Origin of the sequence: Castellaniella sp. (assembly GCF_049650445.1) — a bacterium.
Taxonomy (GTDB): domain Bacteria; phylum Pseudomonadota; class Gammaproteobacteria; order Burkholderiales; family Burkholderiaceae_B; genus Castellaniella.
Genome location: NZ_JBASAD010000002.1, coordinates 1 through 19891, shown reverse-complemented (window position 1 = coordinate 19891; position 19891 = coordinate 1). Strand labels below are relative to the sequence as shown.

Below are 19891 nucleotides of genomic sequence, written 5' to 3'. Positions count from 1 at the left end.
CTAGGGTAAACACAGGGACCGGCCCGTGGCCGGATGTCCAGCCAAGGGCTTGGGGAACGGATGGGAGCGCCTCAGCAGCGCGGATACAGGTCGATCATCGCCCGATAGATCAGGCTCTGCCAGCGCCACAAGATGTAGTCACACACCCCGCCCATGTGGATGGTGGCCACGCCGGGTGTGCATTGCAGGGCAAAGCCGATCTTGTTGTTTTCGACTTCGCGTGTGCTGACCTGGTCGCCCCGTCCGTCGCTCTCGTCTGCCTGCGCTTTGGCCCTCGCGACGGTCGCTTCGATGCTGGCGAGCTGCGTTTTCAGGGCCTGCATCGCCTGATTCTTATTGGGGACCTGCCTGCGGATCTGCTGAAAGGTATCGGGAATGCTTTGGGCGAGCAGGTCCGTGCGGGCTTGACGCAAGGTCGCGTCGGGAAAATCATGCATGGCAGGCGCCAGAAAAGCGAAGGTCCCCCGGCACGACGCCGAGGACATCCCGGCGGGCAGGGGAATCCGGGAAACCGGCGCGCCATCGGCGCCTCCCTGGCCTGGCGCGCCATGGCCGACGCCCGATGATTGCGGATTATCCCACCAGCGTTGCTCGTCGCCCCGGACGGCATCGCCCAGTTGGGCTGCGGCCTTGGACAGGTCGTGCTGCTGATGGGAGGACAGTCCGGTGGCTGCCAGATCCAGCACCATGCCGCCGATGGCCCGTGCCATATTGTCCGGACCCAAGCCCGCCAGGGCTGACTGATTGACCTCGGGGACTTCGATCGTGGCCAGCGGCTGCTGCAGTTGGCGCAGGTGCTGATTTTTATACTGCGCATGCAGTTGCGCACCATAGTGCAGGATCGCACCGGCGGCGGCATTCGCGGCGGGCGGCTTGCCGGTTTTCCCAAGCGCCTTGCGGCAGGATGCAGGCAAGGCTTTCCAGGCGCTGGCGGCCTCGTCACGCATGCCCATGGACGCCAGCAGCGCAAACTCTTTCTGCGATGCCTCGCATGAGGCCGTCGAGGCAGCCGGGGCCGCTGAGGCCGGCGTACTGTACCCGGCCAGGGCACCGGACAGGGCCAGAACGACAGCCGCCGGTCCTGTGGCCGTGCAGCGCAATCGCCGGGGTGGGGCGGGGCCCCCTCGCCGGGCGACCTCCGGGTGTCTCGTAGACACGCAGACCGTATTGAGCAGCGTCATTTTGAGCGGCGTCATGTACGCAATTTTTTATAAATCGTCTGCAATTGGCGATAAATATCATCCTGGCTTTCACCGCTGATTGTGGTTTTCATCCCCTCGATCGTCACGTCGATGGCTTTGGCACGCAGTTCAGCGCCGGGCACCAGCTCTTGCAGCAGGGCTTGCGACAGAGCCTCGGTTCTTTGGTCAAACAGCGCTTCGGTATTCAGCACATGACTGGTCAAGGCCGTCGGGTTGTAAGCCCCTGCGCCGCCAAACAGGCCGGAGCTGAAACCGCCCGCCAGCACGGCACCGACCTTCATCCAGCCCAGCCCTTGTGCTTTGTCGTAGCCATCGGCCAACAGGCGTCGGCTTTGGCGGAAGCTCTTGCCGTAATTGCCATTGAGGATGGATTGCTGCAGGGCATTGTCCTGCGCGAGCAGCCAATCGTTTTCCGCGCTCAGCAGCTTTTCGATGATGGCAAGGTTGCGCGCGTCATTGGGCTGGGGCGTCTGGTTTGCGACCCGCTCGGCCAGCGCCGGGTCGTAGCGGTGCACGTATCCGGTCAGGCTCTGCCGGTACACCGCAGGCAGGTCGATCTGCCCCAGCGCATGGACCGCCATGCGCGCGATCCAGTCCGAGGTGTCATTCTGGATAGTGTCGGATGTCACCGTGAAACCTTCCTCGATACTCCGTTTCAGGTACATGTCCTGGTTTTTCTCCCACACACTTTCTGAGGTGGTGACGAAGCCCGCCTGCAAGGCCTTTTTATGCTTGGGATAGTCCGTCAACGGGGTGGTTTTGGCGGAGTAATAATGCAGCGGCGCAAACGCGGGCGCGTCGCGCACTGCCAGGTTCCGGCAGTCCTCGGCCTGTGGTTTGTAAAATTGGTGATGCCCCGCCACCATGACCAGATTGCCGCAGGTTGCCGGGGATTGCGACGCAGCGGTGCGGATGTTGAAGGTGGGCGTGTAGCCCGATCCGGCAGTTGCCGTCAACGCGCTGGGCAGGTCGTACAGCTCGATGATCAGCGTCGAAACGCCGGGTGCTGCCAGCACGGGGCGATTGACGAAGCGGCCTTGGGCGTAGTCCAGCACGAAAGGCTCCAGCCGGACCCGGTCGATATCCATGTAGCGACCCAGAATGGTCTTCAGCTCGGCTGCGTAATACGTGGATTGCTCGGCCAGCAAGGGCACATAGCGGCTGCTAAAAGACGAGTTGCCGCAACTGCTGAACGGATGGTTCAGGAAATCGTTGTATCGGCAGGCATATTTTTCCTTGAGCTGGGCCAGCGCCTCCGGTGAGGTGACCAGCGGAAACTGGATGCTGACAATGGCGCCTTCCGGCATCTGCATCTGATGCGCGACGGGCTGGGGGTTCATCTCGGCAGGCAGATTGGCCACATGGGTGGCGCAACCGCCCAACAGGGCCAGCGCCACACCGGATACAGCCAGTCCGACCGACCGCAGCCACCCGCCACGATCATTATGTTCATGCATCATGTATCCCCCCCGATGTGCTGAGAATCTGCCGGACTCGCATCCATCAGCGGCCCCGCTATCAGAAGGAATATGCTACTGAACCTTGTTTTTGATTTCGTCCCCAAAATAGGGGAGATCAGGGCAGCTCGAACACTGGCGCCCCGATCCTCGGCCCGGACCTGACGCCAGGAGGCTGGCCAGGACTTTAGTCAATGGCCAGTCAGCGTCTTAGCCTTAAATCAGGTCGATGTGCTAGAATGCCGGGTTACTTGCTCGACCGTGCTTGTGGCGCGCCGTTTTTTGGCGCGTCCGTGGTTTCCCAGGAAGGGGGCTGCATCGTGCCGGCGGGCTGTCTGTCAACACCACAGATATCCACAAGGAGTCTTTACATGCGCCACTACGAAGTAGTGTTCATCGTGCACCCCGATCAGAGCGAGCAAGTGCCCGCCATGATCGAGCGCTACCAGGCCATGGTCACCAGCAATGGCGGCCAGATCCATCGCGTCGAGGACTGGGGCCGCCGCCAACTGGCCTACCCGATCCAGAAGCTCGTCAAGGCCCACTACGTGTGCTTCAACATCGAGTGCGGCCAGACCGCCCTGGACGAACTCGAGCACTCGTTCCGCTACAACGACGCGATCCTGCGCCACCTGTTCGTCAAGACCAAGCACGCTCACACCGAACCGTCCATCATGATGAAGTCGGTCGAGCGCGAGGAAGCCCGCAAGGCGACCGCCACCGAGTCCACGAATTCCTGATCCGGAGTTTGCGCGTTCCGTGAACCGGGTCGAAATCGCAGCGCGTCTGGCCGAGGCCGAGCCGCTGCGCCACACGCCGGCAGGTACGCCGGTGTTGCGGCTCCGGATGGCACACGAATCCGAGGTCCTCGAGGCCGGCTCTCTTCGCATCGTCCGCATGGAATTGCAGGCGGTCGCACTGGGAGACGTAGCCCAGGAACTGGCAGCAGCGCCGATCGGCGCACTGATCCAGGCCATCGGATTCCTGGCGCCGTTGCGGCAGGGTTCGGACCGGCTGGTGTTCCACATCCAGCGGATCGCGCAGGCACACTGAAATGAACATGCCGGGCAGAGGCCCGGCCACAGAGAAAGGCAACCATCATGGCTTACTTCAAGAAAACCAAGGAAAAGCGCAAGTTCGGGCAACAGAATCCGCTGTTCAAGCGCCGCAAGTTCTGCCGCTTCACCGTCGCCAAGGTCGAAGAGATCGACTACAAGGATCTGGACACCCTGCGCGATTTCATCCAGGAAAACGGCAAGATCATCCCGGCCCGCCTGACCGGCACCAAGGCGCACTACCAGCGCCAGCTGGACACCGCCGTCAAGCGCGCGCGCTTCCTGGCCCTGTTGCCGTACACCGACAACCACAACTGATCCGAGGTTTCCTGTCATGCAAGTCATTCTGCTTGAAAAAGTCATCAATCTCGGCAACCTGGGTGATGTGGTCCGCGTGCGCGACGGCTATGCCCGCAACTACCTGATCCCCCAGAAGATCGCCCGCCGTGCGACCGACGCCGCCCTGAAGGAATTCGAGGCCCGTCGCGCCGAACTCGAAAAGCACCAGGCTGACAAGCTGGCCGCGGCTCAGGCCGTGGGCGAAAAGCTGTCCGGCTACGTGCTGGTCCTGAGCCAGAAGGCTGGCGTCGACGGCCGTCTGTTCGGCTCGGTCACCACGATGGACGTGGCCGCCGGACTGCAGGCCGCCGGCTTCGCCGACGTGCACAAGGCTCAAGTCCGCATGCCGGACGGCGCCATCAAGACCGTGGGCGAGTTCCCGCTGCAGGTCGCACTGCACGCCGACGTGGTGGCCGACATCTCGGTCACCGTGCAAGGCGAAATGGCCTAAGCCATTGCAAGGCCGCGCCCCCTGCCTCGTGGTAATGTAGGGATGGCGCGGCGTCGCTGAAAAAGGCCGGCGTAATTGCCGGCCTTTTCTTTTGCCGCCATCCGTCTTCAGATGGCCGGCGGGCGACACGCAAGCGTCCACTTGCGCAGCGTGGAGGCCTTTTTTTCAGGAGTTCAGGTTTGGAAATCGAAGCCGACGCGCAACTGGATTATCTGCGTGTGCCGCCGCACTCCATCGAGGCCGAGCAATCGGTGCTGGGTGGTCTGTTGCTGGACAACGCCGCTTTCGACCGCGTGGCGGACGTCCTGGTCGAGGACGACTTTTATCGCTTCGATCACCGCCTGATCTGGCAACACATCACCCGGCTGGTGGGGCTGGCGCGGCCGGCCGACGTCGTCACCGTACACGAATCCCTGACCACGGCCGGCAAGTCCGGTGAATGTGGCGGCCTGCCGTATCTGAACGCGCTGGCGCACAATACGCCTTCGGCTGCGAATATCCGCCGCTATGCGGAAATCGTGCGTGAACGGTCCATGCTGCGCAAGCTGGTCTCGATTGCCGACGAGATTTCCTCCGCCGCGTTCAACCCTCAGGGCAAGGAAGCCCGGGAAATCCTCGACGAGGCCGAATCCCGCGTCTTCCAGATCGCCCAGGAAGGCGCGCGCGGCATGGCCGGGTTCCAGGAAATCCGGCCTCTGCTGGCCCAGGTGGTCGAGCGCATCGACGAGCTGTATCACCGCGAGGGCGATTCCGATGTGACCGGGGTGCCGACTGGTTTCGACGACCTGGACCGCATGACCTCGGGCCTGCAGGCCGGCGATCTGGTCATCGTGGCCGGGCGGCCGTCCATGGGCAAGACCTCGTTTTCCATGAACATCGGTGAACACGTCGCCATCGAGCAGGGTCTGCCGGTGGCCGTATTCTCCATGGAAATGGGCGCGGTGCAACTGGCCATGCGGATGATCGGCTCGGTCGGCATGCTGGACCAGCATCGCATGCGGACCGGCAAACTGACCCAGGATGACTGGCCGCGCCTGACGCACGCCGTGCAGAAGGTCGAGGAAGCCCAGATCTACATCGACGAAACGCCTGCGCTGACGGCCATGGAACTGCGGGCACGGGCGCGGCGCCTGGCACGCCAGTGCGGGCAGTTGGGCCTGATCATCATCGACTATATCCAGCTCATGTCCGGCAGCGGCGGCGAGAACCGCGCCACCGAAATTTCAGAGATCAGCCGTTCGCTCAAGGGCCTGGCCAAGGAACTGAACTGCCCGTTGATCGCTCTGTCGCAGCTCAACCGCAGTCTGGAGCAGCGTCCGAACAAGCGGCCCGTCATGAGCGACTTGCGCGAATCCGGCGCCATCGAGCAGGACGCCGACGTGATCATCTTCATCTACCGCGACGAGGTCTACAACCCCGATTCGCCGGATAAGGGTACGGCCGAGATCATCATCGGCAAGCAGCGTAACGGCCCTATCGGTACGGTGCGCCTGACCTTCCAGGGGGCCAGCACCCGCTTCCTGAATTTCTCGGCGGCGCCAGGGTTCTGATCCGTTGCGGCCGAGGGCGGACTGAGCCCTGAGCCTCGCAGATCAAGACGCCGATGGGACTTGCGGCGCGTGCAGCAGTTGCATCAGCGCCGTGCCCAGCTCGGGATATATCCAGGCAAACCCGGACGCTTCCGTCCGTACGGGGGCCAGTCTTTGGCCGCCGAGCAGCAGCACGGACATTTCGCCCAGGGCCAGGCGCAGCGCCCAGGCCGGAGCGGGCAGAATCGCGGGGCGCCGCAACGTTCGAGCCAGCCTCCGGGTGAAGTCGCTGTTGCGCACGGCCTCGGGCGCGCAGGCATTGAACGCTCCGCTGCATTCGTGCCGCAGCAGGTGGTCGATCAGTGCCACCTGGTCGTCGATGTGGATCCAGGGCATCCATTGCCGGCCGTCACCCAGCCGTCCGCCCAGCCCAAGGCGAAAGACGGGCAGCAGCCGTGTCAGCATGCCGCCTTGCGCAGCCAGCACGGGCGCGGTGCGCAGCAGCGCCACCCGGACACCCCACTGACTCGCGCGTTGCGCCTCCTGCTCCCAGGCGACGCACAGGCGGTTGCCGAAATCGCTTTGTCCCGGCTCGCTGTCCTCGTTCAGCCATTCATCGCCCCGGTCGCCATACCAGCCGACCGCCGAGCCCGACAGCAGGATACGGGGCGGAACGGTCTGCCGGCCCATCCAGTCCACCAGCGTACGCGTGAGATCCACACGGCTGCGCCACAACACGGTGCGGCGGGCTTCGGTCCAGGGGCGGTCGACAATGGGAGCGCCCGCCAGGTTGATGACGGCGTCCATGGGGCCGGCGTCATCGAGATCCTGCAGCCGCGCAATACCCCGCGCGCCACTGCACAGTTCGGGAACCTGGAGCGGATTGCGGCTCCAGACCCACAGTTGGTGCCCCTGTGGCCGCCAGTATTGGCAGAGCGCCCGGCCGATCAGGCCGGTGCCGCCGGTGAGCAGAATGCGCATGGTGTTTTCCCCTCGTTACGATGCCGGGTCCCGGCGCGTCTGGGGCACCCAGATCAGTGCCGAAGTATCGACGCCCAGCGCCTGGGCGCGGGCCAGAATGGCTTCGCGTTGCCCGGCGTCGAGCTGTTTGTCGCGAGCGAGGATCCAGGCATAGCCTGTATCCGGTCCGATTACCAGCGACCACCGGTAGTCGGGATCGAGCGCGGCCACGTGGTAGCCACCGTAGAATGGCCAGAAGAAAGAGACTTTGAGTGAGCCCGTCGTGGGTGAACCGATGAATCGCGCACGGCCGACCGCTTCGCGCCATTGGTCCTTGGCGGGGAGAAAGCCGCGATTCACCACGCGCACGCCGCCATCTGGCAGCGGCGTATAGGCGGCCGAGACATCGGTCATGCCCCGCTCGAAAGAATGATCGAGCCGGGCCAGTTCGTACCAGCGCCCCAGGTAACGCTGCAGATCGAATGGGGTGACGGCGGTCACCCCGGGCGGGGGCCGGGTGCTGGCGCAACCCGCCAGCAGCAGCGCGCAGCTGGCGGCCAGCAGGGCGGGAAGCGCCCGCCTTTGCTGGCGGGAAAGGCCTGCGAACAGGGTGCGGAGCATGTCGGAAAACGGGCGCATGATGTCCTTGATCGATTCAGTGGGCGTGCCGCCATTGGGCCACCAGCGGCTGCAGGCCGGACAGATGCCGGATGGCGCTGACGCCGGGCATGGACCATTGGTACAGGGCCGCGCATGAGCCGCCGACCCATAGCGCCGTCGCGGCGGGCAATTGGGCGCGAAGCTCGCGCAAGTGGGTGCGCACCTCCGCGGCTTTGTGCACATTGCTGAAGCTGAGGGCCACCACATCGGCCTGGTGGGCCTGTGCGGCCTGGACGATATCGGTCACGGGGGTCTGCGTGCCCAGAGAGACACAGGCGCAGCCTTCCAGCACCAGCAAGGCTTCGACCATCAGCAGACCGAGGCCATGCTGCTCCTGCGGCACCGTCGTGAGCAATACCTTGGGGCCCTGCGCAATCGGCTGGGGCGTCAGCGATGCGATGGCGTGACGCAGCACGCCGGTAATGATCTCGGTGTACAGGTGTTCTTCGTAAATCTCGAAGCGGCCTTGCGACCAGGCATCGCCGACGGCGGTGGTCAGCGGAGCGACCAGATCGGTCACGAAAGGCGCCAGGCCCATGCGCATCTGGGCATGCCCGAGCCCATGCCGCAGGGTCCGCGGATCATGCGCGGCGATGGCCTCGAGCAGTTCCTCGATCAATGGGTCAGTCGCATGATGTTTCTGTTTTGTCTTGGACAAATCAGAAGTGGCGTCAGTCGTACGCCGCGCCAGCATGTCGTGCAGCCGTTCAATCTCCAGCCCGACGACCTTTCCGGGCCGCATGCCGGCATCCAATAGCCGCGCGATCAGTTTGAGTCGTTGAACCTGCGCGGCGCTGTAGCGCCTGTCGCCGGACGCATCCCTGTCAGGTCTCGGAAAACCATAGCGTTTCTCCCAGACGCGCAGCGTGTCTTTGGCCAGGCCTGTTTCGCGTGCGACGGTGGCGATCGACAAGCCGGCATCGTCCGCGGAAGGCTGTGTGTCGCTGAGGTTGGAAGCGATCTGGCTCATGATGGGCTGAAGAATGGGTCGATCGAATTGTCTAAGACAAAACTAGTTTTGTCTAGTATATTACGTCCTCAGTGTAGCGTGCGGGGAGATGCCCGTGCGTGACGATGAATCGGAAAAACCATGAAAGTCGCTGTCATTGGATCGGGCATTTCAGGCTTGGCGGCTGCTCACCGCCTGAAAGGTCACGCGCGGGTGACGCTGTTCGAGGCGGGAGGCTATTTCGGTGGCCACACCCACTCTGTGCGGGTCGACTTGCCGGATGTCCATGGCCGTCGGGTCTCTCATGCGGTCGACACGGGGTTCCTGGTTTTCAATGAACGGACGTATCCCGGGCTCATTGCTCTGTTCCAGGAGTTGCGCGTGGCTACCGCGCCTTCCGACATGTCGTTCTCCGTCCAGGTGCCAGGCGCCGGCCCGGGGGGCGCCCACGCCCTCGAATGGAGCGGCTCCAGCCTGGGCACGGTGTTCGCCCAGCGGCGCAATCTGCTGCGCCCGCGCTTTCTGGGGATGCTCTGCGAGCTGCTGCGCTTCAACCGCTTGTGCACCCGTCTCGCCACCCGGGCAGACGATGCCGCCCTGGTCCAGCCGCTGGGCGATTTTCTGGATCATCATGGCTTCAGCGAGGCCTTCCGGCACTGGTATTTCCTCCCCATGCTGGGCTGCATCTGGAGCTGTCCCACCGATCAGATGCTGAAATTTCCCCTGGCCACCATGGTGCGATTCTGTCACAACCATGGGCTCCTCCAGGTCCAGGACCGGCCGCAATGGCATACCGTGACCGGTGGCGCGCACCAGTATGTGGCCAGGATGCTCCAGGGCCTGGATGCCCGCCTGGCGACACCTGTCGAGCGGGTCCGGCGCGACGAGGCCAGCGTATACATTCATGCGGCGGGTGAAACCGAGCGTTTCGATGCCGTGGTGCTGGCGGTGCATAGCGATCAGGCTCTGCGCATGCTGGAGCATCCCACCGTGCAAGAGCAGGCGGTGCTGGGGGCCATCCGCTACCAGGCGAATCGCGCCATCCTGCATACCGACACCGCCGTGTTGCCGCGGCATCGCGCCGCCTGGGCCGCATGGAACTATGAGCGTTCCGCGGATGGTGTTCGCGAGTCTGCCCGCGTCTGTCTTCACTACTGGCTCAATCGTCTGCAACCGCTGCCGTTCGCCCAGCCCGTGCTGGTGTCTCTCAATCCGGTCCGCGACATCAATCCCATGCGGGTACTGGGCGAGTTTGATTACGATCATCCGGTATTCGATATCGGGGCCATGGCGGCGCAGCGGCGTCTGCCGCAGTTGCAGGGGGTATGGCATACCTGGTATGCAGGCGCCTGGGCCGGCTATGGCTTTCATGAGGATGGCCTGCAGTCGGGCTACCGCGCCGCGGATCTGCTGCTGGCGCAATGGCGGCGCCGGGAGGCGGCATGAACCTGAGCCTCGATCATCCTGTTCCGCCGGCCAATCGGCCGTATATCGGTTTCGGCCATGTCTGGCATGCCCGGTTGCGTCCGCGCCTCCATCGTTTCGTCGCGCCGACGTTTTTTCTCATGCTGCCCATGCGTACCTTGCGTCGGCAGCCGCAATCGGCGGATCCTCTGGCGTTGAACCGAAACGGTGCGCTTTCTTTTCGGGACACCGACCATGGCGATGGACGCGGTCCGCAGCAGGGGGGGGCGCTGGCCTGGCTGGAGACACTGTTGAGTGCCGAAGGCATCCACGATGCGCAGGGCGAGATCTGGCTGCAATGCTATCCCCGCGTGCTGGGATACGCCTTCAAGCCGGTCAGCTTCTGGTATTGCCACCGGTGCGATGACAGTTTGCGCGTCATCGTGGCCGAGGTGAACAATACGTTCGGCGAACGGCATGTCTACGTGCTGGACCATGCCCGCTATGGTCAGGTGCTGCAGGCGCGGAAAGTCTTCCATGTCTCGCCGTTCTGTGCCCTGGAAGGCGGCTACCGCTTCGAATTCCGCCGCAGAGGACCTCAGGGGCTGCGATCGGTCCGGGTGAAAATCGATTATCACGACAGTGCAGGTCCCGTGCTGCTGACAGGCGTGGCGGGTCGACTCGAACCGCTGACTGCCGCCAGCCGTCGCCGCGCCCTTTGGCGCTACCCCCTGCTGACGCTGGGCGTCATGGCCCGCATTCTCTGGAATGCCTTTCTGCTCTGGTTGAAACGGGTGCCGGTTCACGCGAAACCCGAAGCGCCGGCGCAGCCCGTTTCCCGTTCCTTTCCCTCGGACGACTGGCAATGAGCATTAAAACGTCTTCCTCATTTCCATCTGGGTTTTCCGCCGACATGCCGGCCGCCGCGCGCACCTGCCTGCGCTGGTTGCAGCACCTGCAACATGGCACGCTCCACCTGGAAGCCCCCGACGGCCGCATGCTGCCGCTGGGCCAGGGGGGGCAGCCTCACGCCAGCTTGCGTCTGCGCGACTGGCGCGTGTTCGACTCCGTGCTGCGCTCGGGCGACATCGGTCTGGCGCAAGGGTATATCGCGGGCGACTGGAGCACGCCGCATCTGGCCGACCTGCTGCGCCTGCTGGTGGCCAACCGCAACACGCTGGAAACGCTGGTGTACGGCAGCTGGTGGGGGCGGCTGCTCTATCGCTTGCGTCACTTGATGCATCGCAATACCCGACCCGGGAGCCGGCGCAACATCCAGGCCCATTACGATCTGGGCAATGACTTCTACCAGCTGTGGCTCGATCCGGGCATGAATTACTCCGCCGCCTGGTTTCAGGGGGATCCGTCGGGCGATCTGGCCCATGCCCAGCGCGCGAAGATCGGCCGCGCACTGCGATGCGCCGAAGTGCGGCCCGGCAGCCGTGTATTGGAGATCGGCTGTGGCTGGGGAGCGCTGGCCGACATGGCGGCGGGCGAGTTCCAGGCCCATGTCACGGGCGTCACCCTGTCCTCCGAACAATTGGCCTGGGCCCGGGAGCGGATGCTGCGCGCCGGGCTCGCGTCCCGGGCCGACTTGCGCCTGCAGGACTATCGCGATATCCAGGACGAGCCGTTCGATGCGATCTGCTCCATTGAAATGATCGAAGCGGTAGGCCAATCCTATTGGCCCGACTATTTTGGCGCCCTGGCGCGCTTGTTGAAACCGGGCGGCAAGGCCTGCGTGCAGAGCATCGTCATCGACGATGCGCTGTTCGAACGTTATGTGCAGGGCACCGACTTCATTCAGCAGTATGTCTTCCCGGGCGGCTGCCTGCCCAGTCCGGCGCATTTTCGTGCGCAAGCCCGACAGGCGGGCCTGCGCGTGACCGATGAATTTGCCTTCGGCACCGACTATGCGGAAACCTTGCGCCGCTGGCGCCAGCGTTTCACGCAACATCGCGCCGAGGTGCTGGCCCAGGGGTTCGATGCTGGTTTTCTGCGAACCTGGGAATTCTATCTTGCCTACTGCGAGGCGGCGTTCGATACCGGCAACATCGACGTGGTCCAGTACACGCTGGTGAAAGATTGAACACACGATGCCCTCACGACCGATACCCATGCCCGCTGGCCGCCCGGCCCCGTCCGGGCACTCCCCGCTGAGACGCCGTCTGCTCTTCTGCGGCCTGGCCCTGGCGGCCACGGATGTGGCCGCTGAGCCGGACCGGACGGCAGGCGCGGCGGGCGACCCGCCGGTTTTCGTGCGACGGGTGCTGCCCGACGCGGCACTGGCGGGGGAGTGGCGGCTGCGCTTTTTCGGGCTGCGCATCTACGATGCCCGCCTGTGGGTGGGGCGGCGGTTCGAAGCGGACAATTTCGGCGCCTATCCTTTGGCCCTGGAACTGACTTATCACCGGGCTTTCGCCGGCGCCGACATCGCGAAACGATCCATCGAGGAGATCGGACATCAGGGCGGCCTGACGCCCGGCCAGGCGCTGCGCTGGCGCACGGAACTGGCCGGGTTGCTGCCCGATGTGCAGCCCGGGGACCGCCTCACGGGGCTGTATCGGCCCGGACGCGGGATGACGGTCTGGCAGGGGTCGCGGCAGCTTGGTTCGATCGAGGACGCCGAACTGGCGCTGAGGTTTTTTGGCATCTGGCTGTCCCCCCGAACGTCCGAGCCGGCGTTGCGCAGCGCCTTGCTGGCCCGCCTGACGGAGGCCAGGCCATGAGCCGCCCCGCAGTCCTGGAACCGGCGCGATCCATGGCGCCAAGCGATGGCCTGGCCTACGGTCTGATGGGGCTGCCCCTGGCTTTTGCCGCGATCCCGATCTATGTGGTGATGCCCCATTATTACGCCAGTGATCTTGGGCTGCCGTTGGCGCTGGTGGGTGCGCTGCTGCTGCTCGTGCGCCTGATGGACGCGGGCGTCGAACCCCTGCTGGGGCGTTTGAGCGATCACTTGTATCGTCACGGCATCCTGGCCGTGTTGTGGGTGGCGGGCGCCTCGGCGCTGCTGCTGGGGCTGGGCATGACGGGGCTCTTTTTCCCCCAGACGCAGGGGGAGGCGCCCCTGGCGGCCTGGATGGTCGCAGGTCTTCTGTTCACTTGTCTGGCCCACAGCCAGCTGATCATTTCGCATCAGGCCTGGGGGGTGCGTCTCGGAGGGGATGCCGTTCAGCGCAGCCGCATCGTCGCCTGGCGCGAGGGCCTGGGTCTGGTGGGCGTGATCACGGCCAGCGCGATCGCTGTGAATGGGAGCCCCCACAACACGCTGAAGGTTCTGGCCCTGGCGCTGCTGTTCGCCTGGCTCGCGTTGTGGCACGCCCCGCGGCCGCCGGCGATGGCGCGGACCCTGTCGCCGGCGGGGAAAGCCGCCGGTGCGGTTCTACTCTGGCAGCCGCTCAAGGAGCGGCCATTCCGGCGCCTGCTGTCCGTGTTTCTTTTCAATGGCATTGCCGGCGCCATTCCGGCTGCGCTGATGCTGTTCTTCGCGCAGGATCGGCTGCTGGCCGGTTCGTCCCAGGTCGCGCTTTTCCTGGTGCTCTACTTCGTCAGCGGAGCGCTTTCCATGCCGCTCTGGGTGCGGGTCGTGCGTCGCCTCGGCCTGGAGCGGACATGGCGCGCCGGCATGCTGCTGGCAGTGGTCTGTTTTGGCTGGGTGGCGGGCCTGGACAGCGGTCAGGTGGCGGCTTTTTCCATCATCTGCGTGCTCTCGGGCGCCGCGCTGGGAGCCGATCTGGTCGTGCCGGGCGCGATGCTGGCCTTGCTGATCGAACGCCATGGCGCCCAAGGCATGCGCGACGGCGCGTACTTGGGATGGTGGAATCTGGCCACCAAACTCAATCTTGCGCTGGCCGCCGGGGTGACGCTGCCCCTGCTGCAATGGCTGGGCTATGCGCCCGGCAGCCGGGATCCCCACGCGCTGCAGCTTCTGGCCTGGATCTACGGTCTTTTGCCTTGCGTACTCAAGCTGGGCGCCGCCTGGCTGCTGCACCGGCTGTTCATTGCCTCTCATTCTACCGAAGGATGACATCATGACCACACGCCGCCATGTTCTTTGTGCCCTGATCGCGGGACCCGCCGTGCTGGCGGGATGCGCCGGCCCCAAAGTGGTCGACTATGCGGAACAACGGCCCAGACTGGAGCTGGACCGCTATTTCAATGGCCGTGTCAGGGCCCATGGCATTTTTCAGAAGCGCAGCGGGGAAGTGGCCCGCCGGTTCACCGTGATCATGGATTGCCGCTGGGAGGGCAATCAGGGGGTGCTCGACGAGGCCTTCACCTATTCGGATGGCACGACGCAGCGTCGTGTCTGGCATTTGACCAAGCTCGACGGCGGGCGCTACGTGGGACGCGCCGATGACGTGGTCGGGGAGGCCCGGGGCCAGGAATCCGGCAATGCCTTCCGCTGGAACTACACCTTGCGTCTGCCGGTGGACGGCAAGGAATATGAGGTGCAATTCGATGACTGGATGTTCCTCGTCGATGAGCAGGTGATGCTCAACCGGGCCACCATGAGCAAGTTCGGCATCACGCTGGGTGAAGTGCTGCTGTCATTCACAAAGGAATAGCGCGGTGTCTCTCAACCCTTCATTGACGGACTGGCGCGGCAAGCGCGTGTGGCTGGTGGGCGCGTCCAGCGGCATTGGCCTGGCGGTGGCCGAACAATTGCATGCCCGTGGTGCCCAGGTCATCGTGTCGGCGCGCCAGCAGCCTTTGCTGCAGGCGTTCGTCGAGGCCCACCCGGGAAGCGAGGCGGTGGCTCTGGACGTGACCGACGCACAGGCCGTGCAGGAAGCCGCCGTGTGCCTGCGGTCCGAAGGCCCTCTGGATCTGGTCTGCTATTGCGCCGGCTACTATCGGCCCATGCGGGCGGATTCGCTGGCGCTGCCCGAGCTGCTGAAGCACCAGCAGGTCAATCTGACGGGGGCGTTGCATGTGATCGCCGCCGTGGTGCCGGGACTGCTGGAGTCGGCGCGGGCCGGATGCGCGCCGCACCTGAGCCTGGTGGCCAGTGTGGCCGGCTGGCGTGGTTTGCCGCAAGGGCTGGCCTATGGTCCGACCAAAGCGGCGCTCATCAATCTGGCCGAGACGCTGTTCCTGGATTTGCGGCCTCATGGCATCGGCGTCAGTATCGTGAATCCCGGGTTCGTCGATACGCCCTTGACCAGCCAGAATGATTTCGTCATGCCTGCGTTGCTCACACCGGCGCAAGCGGCACAGGCCATGCTGCGAGGTTGGGCCTGCGGCAGTTTCGAGGTGCATTTTCCGCGCCGTTTCACGTGCTGGCTCAAACTGCTGCGCATCCTTCCCTACCGCTGGTATTTTGCACTCGTTCATCGCATGACAGGTCTTTGACGCGCATGAAATCCCCTGACTCTGACGTTTCCACCGATACCCGGGCCGCGTTGGCTCGCCTGGTGTGGCTCTATGAGCACCTCACGCCCGACCGCCTGGCGCAGATTGAACACTGCTATGCGCCGGATGCGCGATTCAAAGATCCATTCAACGAGGTGCGCGGCGTGCCGGCGATCACCCGGATCTTTGCGCACATGTTCGCCATACTGGATCAGCCGCGATTTGTGGTCACACAGCAATGCTCGCAGGGGGATCAGGCCTTTCTGTGCTGGGAGCTCCACTATCGCATGCGGCGGTGGCGCGCCGGAGCGGACCAGTGCATCCATGGCGCCACCTGGGTGAGTTTCGATGCCCAGGGCCTTGTGTCCTGTCACCGCGATTATTGGGACGCGGCAGAGGAACTGTATGAAAAATTGCCCGTGCTCGGCCGACTGATGCGCTGGCTGCGCAAAACGCTCTCCGCCAAATGAAAGACTTGACCGCCGCTGTTCATCCTCCCGGTGCGCTCGTCTGGTTTCGCCGGGACCTGCGTTGCGACGACCATGCCGCGCTCTATCATGCACTGCGCAAGTACGGGCGTGTTTATTGTGCATTCGTGTTCGATACCGATATTCTGGACGCGCTGCCCACCCGGCATGATCGACGCGTGGAGTTCATTCATGCCAGCGTGCTGGAACTCGACGAGGCCTTGCGGCGGTTGGCAGCGTTAAGCGGTGCGCCCGGCGGCGGACTCATCGTGCGCCATGGTCTGGCGGCGGCCTGCATCGTTCAACTGGCCCTGGCGCTCGGTGTCCGCGAAGTGCTGGCGAATCGCGATTATGAACCCCAGACCATCGCACGCGACCAGCGTGTGGCCGAGGCCTTGCGCGCACAGGGCATCGCTTTCAGCGACCATAAGGATCAGGTACTGCTCGATCGGGATGAAGTGCTGACCCGGCAAGGCCGGCCTTACAGCGTATTCACGCCCTACAAGCGCGCCTGGCTCGAGAAGCTCGACGGATTCCAGCTCGAGTCCTACCCGGTCGAGCGCCATGCCGGCCACCTGGCCCCGCCGCCGCGGGGCGAGTCGCTCCCCGCGCTGTCGCAACTGGGGTTCGTTCCGACGAATCTGCAAGAATTGCCCCTGCCCCCGGGGATCAGCGGGGCGCGGCAATTGTTGCAGGACTTCGTGCCGCGCATGGGGGCCTATCATGAGGCTCGCGATTATCCAGGTCGCAAGGGGGTCTCGTACCTCTCGGTCCACCTTCGCTTTGGCACCGTGTCGATTCGTCGATTGGCGTCGCTGGCTGCCCGGCAGGCGGCCGGCGGGTGCCCAGGTGCGCAGACCTGGCTTTCAGAACTGGCGTGGCGGGACTTCTATTTCATGATTCTGTGGCATCACCCGCGGGTGACCACACAGTCGTTCAGGCCGGAGCTCGATCAGGTTCAGTGGGATGAGGCGCCCGATGCCTGGCAGGCCTGGTGCGAAGCGCGTACCGGCTACCCGCTGGTGGATGCCGCCATGCGGCAGTTGCTGCATACCGGCTATATGCACAACCGCCTGCGCATGGTGGTGGCCAGTTTCCTGACCAAGGATCTCGGGATCGATTGGCGCCGTGGTGAGCGGTTCTTCGCCCAGCATCTGAACGACTATGACCTGGCGGCGAACAATGGCGGGTGGCAGTGGGCGGCCTCCACCGGGTGCGATGCGCAGCCCTGGTTCAGGATATTCAACCCGGTGACCCAATCGCAGCGCTTCGACCCGGAGGGTCGCTTCATCCGGCGGTATCTGCCCGAACTGGCGCGTGTGCCGGATGCGCACATCCACTATCCCGCCGCCATGAAACCGGCGGCGCTCTCAGCCTGTGGTCTGCGACTGGGCATCGACTATCCGCCGCCCATCGTGGACCATGCGCGCGCCAGGGAACGGACGCTGAGGCGGTTTTCGTTTCTTGCCGACAAGCGCAAAGCGGATTAGCTGTCGCGATTGCGTGGGGGTCCGCTCGGCGCGACCGGCGCGCGACCGGGCGCATGGCTCGTCATGCGCAACGCCATCCGCACGGCCGCGCGCAGCGAGGCCGGGTCGGCGATCCCCTGTCCGGCAATGTCGAAGGCCGTGCCGTGGTCCACGCTGGTGCGTACGAAGGGCAGGCCCACGGTCACGTTCACCCCTTCATCCAGACCCAGGTATTTCACCGGGATCAGGCCCTGATCGTGATACTGGGCGACCACGATGTCGAATGCCCCCTGGCGGGCGCGCATGAACACGGTGTCGCCCGGCCAGGGGCCGCTGGCGTCCAGGCCTTCTGCGCGGGCCTGAGCGATGGCCGGCACGATATGGCGGGCTTCTTCGTCGCCAAAGGCGCCCCCTTCGCCTGCGTGCGGGTTCAGGCCCGCCACGGCGATGCGCGGCCGGGTGATACCCGCCTGACGGCAGGCTCGCTGTGCCAGGCGGATGGCACGCAGTTCGGCCGCCGGGCTGAGTGCTGCAGGAACCCGGGACAGGGCGATGTGGATGGTCACCAGCAGCACGCGCAGTTCGTCGTTGGCCAGCATCATGGCGTAGTCCGCCGTGCCGGTGCGCTGCGCCAGGATTTCGGTGTGACCGGGGAAATCGATGCCGCCTGCGTGCAATGCGCCCTTGTGCAGCGGTGCCGTCACCAGTGCCCGCACCCGGCCGGCCTGGGCGTCGTCGATGGCATGGCACAGGTATTCGTAGGCGCCGCGTCCGGCGCGCGGATCTTCCTGCCCCCAGGGCAGGTCGTCCGGCAGCGCATTCCAGCGATTCAGCACGCCGATCACGCCACCGACCGTGCCCGCGCCCGGCGCATCCAGCGGTTGCACCTGCAGGTCCGTCAGGCCCAGGACGGAGCAGGCGCGCCGCAGGGCACCCGCGTCGCCGTAGACCACGGCGGGGTGGGGCAGGCCTTCCGCGAACAGGCGGACGATCAGTTCCGGGCCGATCCCTGCGGCGTCCCCCAGCGTGAAGGCCAGAGGCGCGCCGACGGGCGCCGGCGCGGGATCAGAGGGCGTCGCTGGCATAGTCGGCCAGCCGGGACCGTTCGCCGCGCTGCAGGGTGATGTGGCCGGCGTGCGGCCAGCCCTTGAAGCGGTCCACCACGTAGGTCAAGCCCGAACTGCCCTCGGTCAGGTAGGGCGTGTCGATCTGGGCGATATTGCCCAGGCAGACGATCTTGGTGCCAGGGCCTGCGCGGGTGACCAGGGTCTTCATCTGCTTGGGCGTCAGGTTCTGGGCCTCGTCGATGATCAGGAGCTTGTTGAGGAATGTGCGACCGCGCATGAAGTTCATGGATTTGACCTTGATGCGGGAACGGATCAGATCCATGGCGGGCGTTTTGATCCAGTCCTGGCCGTTGCTGCTGCCAGGGGTGCCGAGCGCGCCAGCCGCGCCCTGGTGCAGGACTTCCAGGTTGTCCTCCAGCGCCCCCATCCAGGGCAGCATCTTTTCTTCTTCCGTGCCGGGCAGAAAGCCGATGTCATCGCCCACCGGCACGGTGGCGCGGGTGATGATGATTTCGGTGTAGCGCTTGGTCTCGAAGGTCTGGGCCAGGCCGCTGGCCAGGGCCAGCAGGGTCTTGCCGGTACCCGCCTGGCCCAGCAGCGACACGAAGTCGATGTCCGGGTTCATCAGCAGGTTCATGGCGAAGTTCTGTTCGCGGTTGCGCGTGGTGATGCCCCAGACGCTGTTCTTGGCGTGGCTGAAGTCGCGCAGGGTGGACAACACGGCGTTCTTGCCCGTGACTTCGCGCACCTGGGCGTACAGCGGCATTTCGCCTTCGTAGTAGACGAATTCGTTGACGATGAACTGGCTGCACAGCGGGCCACGCACGCGGTACCAGGTCAGGCCGTTCTGCTGCCAGGATTCGATGTCCTTGCCATGCTTGTTCCAGAAATTTTCCGGCAAGGGCATGACGCCGTCATAAAGCAGGTCGGAATCGTCCAGGACATGGTCGTTCAGGTAGTCCTCGGCCGGCAGACCCAGCGCCCGGGCCTTCAGGCGCATGTTGATGTCCTTGGACACCAGCACGACCTCGCGCTTCGGGTTTTCCTGGCACAGCCCGTGGACGATGCCCAGGATGACGTTGTCCGCCTTGCCCATGGGCAGTTCCAGGGGCAGGCTCATGTCGGTGGGCCGGGTCTGGAAGTACAGCGAGCCCAGGGCGTCGGTATTGCCCAGCGCGTCCAGCGGCACGCCCTTGGACAGATCGGCCGTGCCGATCAACTGATCCAGGTAGCGGCTGACCTGACGGGCGTTGCGCGCGACTTCGGACATACCTTTTTTCTGGTGATCGAGTTCTTCGAGGACGATCATGGGCAGAAAGACGTCATGTTCGGCAAAACGGAACAGGGACGAGGAATCGTGCAGCAGCACATTGGTGTCCAGCACGAACAGCTTGCGCTGCGCCACCGGCAGGCGTTTGGGGCGCGTGCGGGCAGCGGTGGACCGGGCCGGGGCGGGCGCGGCTTTTTGGGGGGCTGCCTGAGCGGCGGGTGCCGCCGGGGTCGCAGAGGGGGGCTGGGCGGGGG

Annotated in this window: 21 protein-coding genes; 14 read left to right on the top strand and 7 right to left on the bottom strand. The window is 64.8% G+C overall.

Going from position 1 to position 19891, the window contains the following annotated elements:
* Positions 1 to 71 precede the first annotated feature (71 nt).
* Together WA983_RS00550 and WA983_RS00545 are read right to left on the bottom strand one after the other, a co-directional pair.
* Positions 72 to 1196 carry a hypothetical protein gene (locus WA983_RS00550; protein ID WP_424311462.1) on the bottom strand — a complete coding sequence of 375 codons (1125 nt, stop codon included), beginning with the start codon at positions 1194 to 1196 and terminating at the stop codon, positions 72 to 74.
* Positions 1193 to 2662, bottom strand: coding sequence for a hypothetical protein (locus tag WA983_RS00545; RefSeq protein WP_424251213.1), 1470 nt, complete (start codon positions 2660 to 2662; stop codon positions 1193 to 1195). The genes WA983_RS00550 and WA983_RS00545 overlap by 4 nt, the downstream gene beginning before the upstream one ends.
* A gap of 368 nt (positions 2663 to 3030) precedes the next feature.
* Here WA983_RS00545 and rpsF point away from each other — a divergent pair, with 368 nt between their 5' ends.
* The 5 genes from rpsF (at position 3031) to WA983_RS00520 (ending at position 6054) form a co-directional block, all read left to right on the top strand.
* Positions 3031 to 3399 (top strand): 30S ribosomal protein S6, encoded by a 369-nt coding sequence (gene rpsF, locus WA983_RS00540; RefSeq protein ID WP_343838842.1) that lies wholly within the window; start codon positions 3031 to 3033, stop codon positions 3397 to 3399.
* A gap of 19 nt (positions 3400 to 3418) precedes the next feature.
* The gene (gene priB, locus WA983_RS00535; RefSeq protein WP_424251216.1) at positions 3419 to 3712 is read left to right on the top strand and encodes a primosomal replication protein N; all 294 of its coding nucleotides are present in this window, start codon (positions 3419 to 3421) and stop codon (positions 3710 to 3712) included.
* Positions 3713 to 3759: 47 nt separating this feature from the next.
* Complete coding sequence (rpsR, locus tag WA983_RS00530; RefSeq protein ID WP_376814327.1) at positions 3760 to 4032, top strand: 30S ribosomal protein S18; 273 nt, start codon at positions 3760 to 3762, stop codon at positions 4030 to 4032.
* 16 nt (positions 4033 to 4048) lie between these two features.
* Entirely contained in the window at positions 4049 to 4504 is a 456-nt protein-coding gene (gene rplI / locus WA983_RS00525) for a 50S ribosomal protein L9 (protein WP_424251218.1), read from the top strand.
* Between the two features lie 179 nt (positions 4505 to 4683).
* A complete protein-coding gene (locus WA983_RS00520; RefSeq protein WP_424251220.1) occupies positions 4684 to 6054 on the top strand; it encodes a replicative DNA helicase in 1371 nt (456 codons plus the stop codon).
* A gap of 42 nt (positions 6055 to 6096) precedes the next feature.
* On the opposite strand, the gene WA983_RS00515 is transcribed toward WA983_RS00520, so the two are convergent.
* From WA983_RS00515 to WA983_RS00505, 3 genes are read right to left on the bottom strand one after another with little or no spacing between them, the layout of a single operon-like run.
* Entirely contained in the window at positions 6097 to 7014 is a 918-nt protein-coding gene (locus WA983_RS00515) for a TIGR01777 family oxidoreductase (RefSeq protein WP_424251222.1), read from the bottom strand.
* A 15-nt stretch (positions 7015 to 7029) separates the two neighbouring features.
* Positions 7030 to 7632: a lipocalin family protein gene (locus WA983_RS00510; RefSeq protein ID WP_424251224.1), complete on the bottom strand. Its 603-nt coding sequence runs from the start codon at positions 7630 to 7632 to the stop codon at positions 7030 to 7032.
* Between the two features lie 16 nt (positions 7633 to 7648).
* Positions 7649 to 8623, bottom strand: coding sequence for a MerR family transcriptional regulator (locus WA983_RS00505; RefSeq protein ID WP_424251226.1), 975 nt, complete (start codon positions 8621 to 8623; stop codon positions 7649 to 7651).
* A gap of 120 nt (positions 8624 to 8743) precedes the next feature.
* On the opposite strand from WA983_RS00505, the gene WA983_RS00500 reads away from it, so the two are divergent.
* The 9 genes from WA983_RS00500 to WA983_RS00460 are packed head-to-tail and all read left to right on the top strand — an operon-like array spanning position 8744 to position 17321.
* Positions 8744 to 10048: an NAD(P)/FAD-dependent oxidoreductase gene (locus tag WA983_RS00500; RefSeq protein ID WP_424251228.1), complete on the top strand. Its 1305-nt coding sequence runs from the start codon at positions 8744 to 8746 to the stop codon at positions 10046 to 10048.
* A complete protein-coding gene (locus WA983_RS00495) occupies positions 10045 to 10875 on the top strand; it encodes a DUF1365 domain-containing protein (RefSeq protein ID WP_424251230.1) in 831 nt (276 codons plus the stop codon). The genes WA983_RS00500 and WA983_RS00495 overlap by 4 nt, the downstream gene beginning before the upstream one ends.
* Positions 10876 to 10919: 44 nt before the next feature.
* Positions 10920 to 12095, top strand: a complete 1176-nt coding sequence (locus WA983_RS00490) for a class I SAM-dependent methyltransferase (protein WP_424251232.1) — start codon at positions 10920 to 10922, stop codon at positions 12093 to 12095.
* 28 nt (positions 12096 to 12123) lie between these two features.
* The gene (locus WA983_RS00485) at positions 12124 to 12735 is read left to right on the top strand and encodes a chalcone isomerase family protein (protein WP_424251234.1); all 612 of its coding nucleotides are present in this window, start codon (positions 12124 to 12126) and stop codon (positions 12733 to 12735) included.
* Positions 12732 to 14036 carry an MFS transporter gene (locus tag WA983_RS00480; protein WP_424251236.1) on the top strand — a complete coding sequence of 435 codons (1305 nt, stop codon included), beginning with the start codon at positions 12732 to 12734 and terminating at the stop codon, positions 14034 to 14036. The genes WA983_RS00485 and WA983_RS00480 overlap by 4 nt, the downstream gene beginning before the upstream one ends.
* Before the next feature lie 4 nt (positions 14037 to 14040).
* Positions 14041 to 14577, top strand: coding sequence for a DUF3833 domain-containing protein (locus WA983_RS00475; protein WP_424251238.1), 537 nt, complete (start codon positions 14041 to 14043; stop codon positions 14575 to 14577).
* Positions 14578 to 14581: 4 nt separating this feature from the next.
* A complete protein-coding gene (locus WA983_RS00470) occupies positions 14582 to 15364 on the top strand; it encodes an SDR family NAD(P)-dependent oxidoreductase (protein WP_424251240.1) in 783 nt (260 codons plus the stop codon).
* Between the two features lie 5 nt (positions 15365 to 15369).
* Entirely contained in the window at positions 15370 to 15834 is a 465-nt protein-coding gene (locus tag WA983_RS00465) for a nuclear transport factor 2 family protein (protein ID WP_424251242.1), read from the top strand.
* Complete coding sequence (locus WA983_RS00460; RefSeq protein ID WP_424251244.1) at positions 15831 to 17321, top strand: cryptochrome/photolyase family protein; 1491 nt, start codon at positions 15831 to 15833, stop codon at positions 17319 to 17321. The genes WA983_RS00465 and WA983_RS00460 overlap by 4 nt, the downstream gene beginning before the upstream one ends.
* On the opposite strand, the gene pdxA is transcribed toward WA983_RS00460, so the two are convergent.
* Both pdxA and WA983_RS00450 read right to left on the bottom strand, forming a co-directional pair.
* Positions 17318 to 18385, bottom strand: a complete 1068-nt coding sequence (pdxA, locus tag WA983_RS00455) for a 4-hydroxythreonine-4-phosphate dehydrogenase PdxA (RefSeq protein WP_424311461.1) — start codon at positions 18383 to 18385, stop codon at positions 17318 to 17320. The genes WA983_RS00460 and pdxA overlap by 4 nt on opposite strands.
* Positions 18366 to 19891, bottom strand: a 1526-nt coding sequence (locus WA983_RS00450) for a PhoH family protein (RefSeq protein ID WP_424311460.1), incomplete at its 5' end; no start/stop codon positions are given. The genes WA983_RS00450 and pdxA, both read right to left, overlap by 20 nt.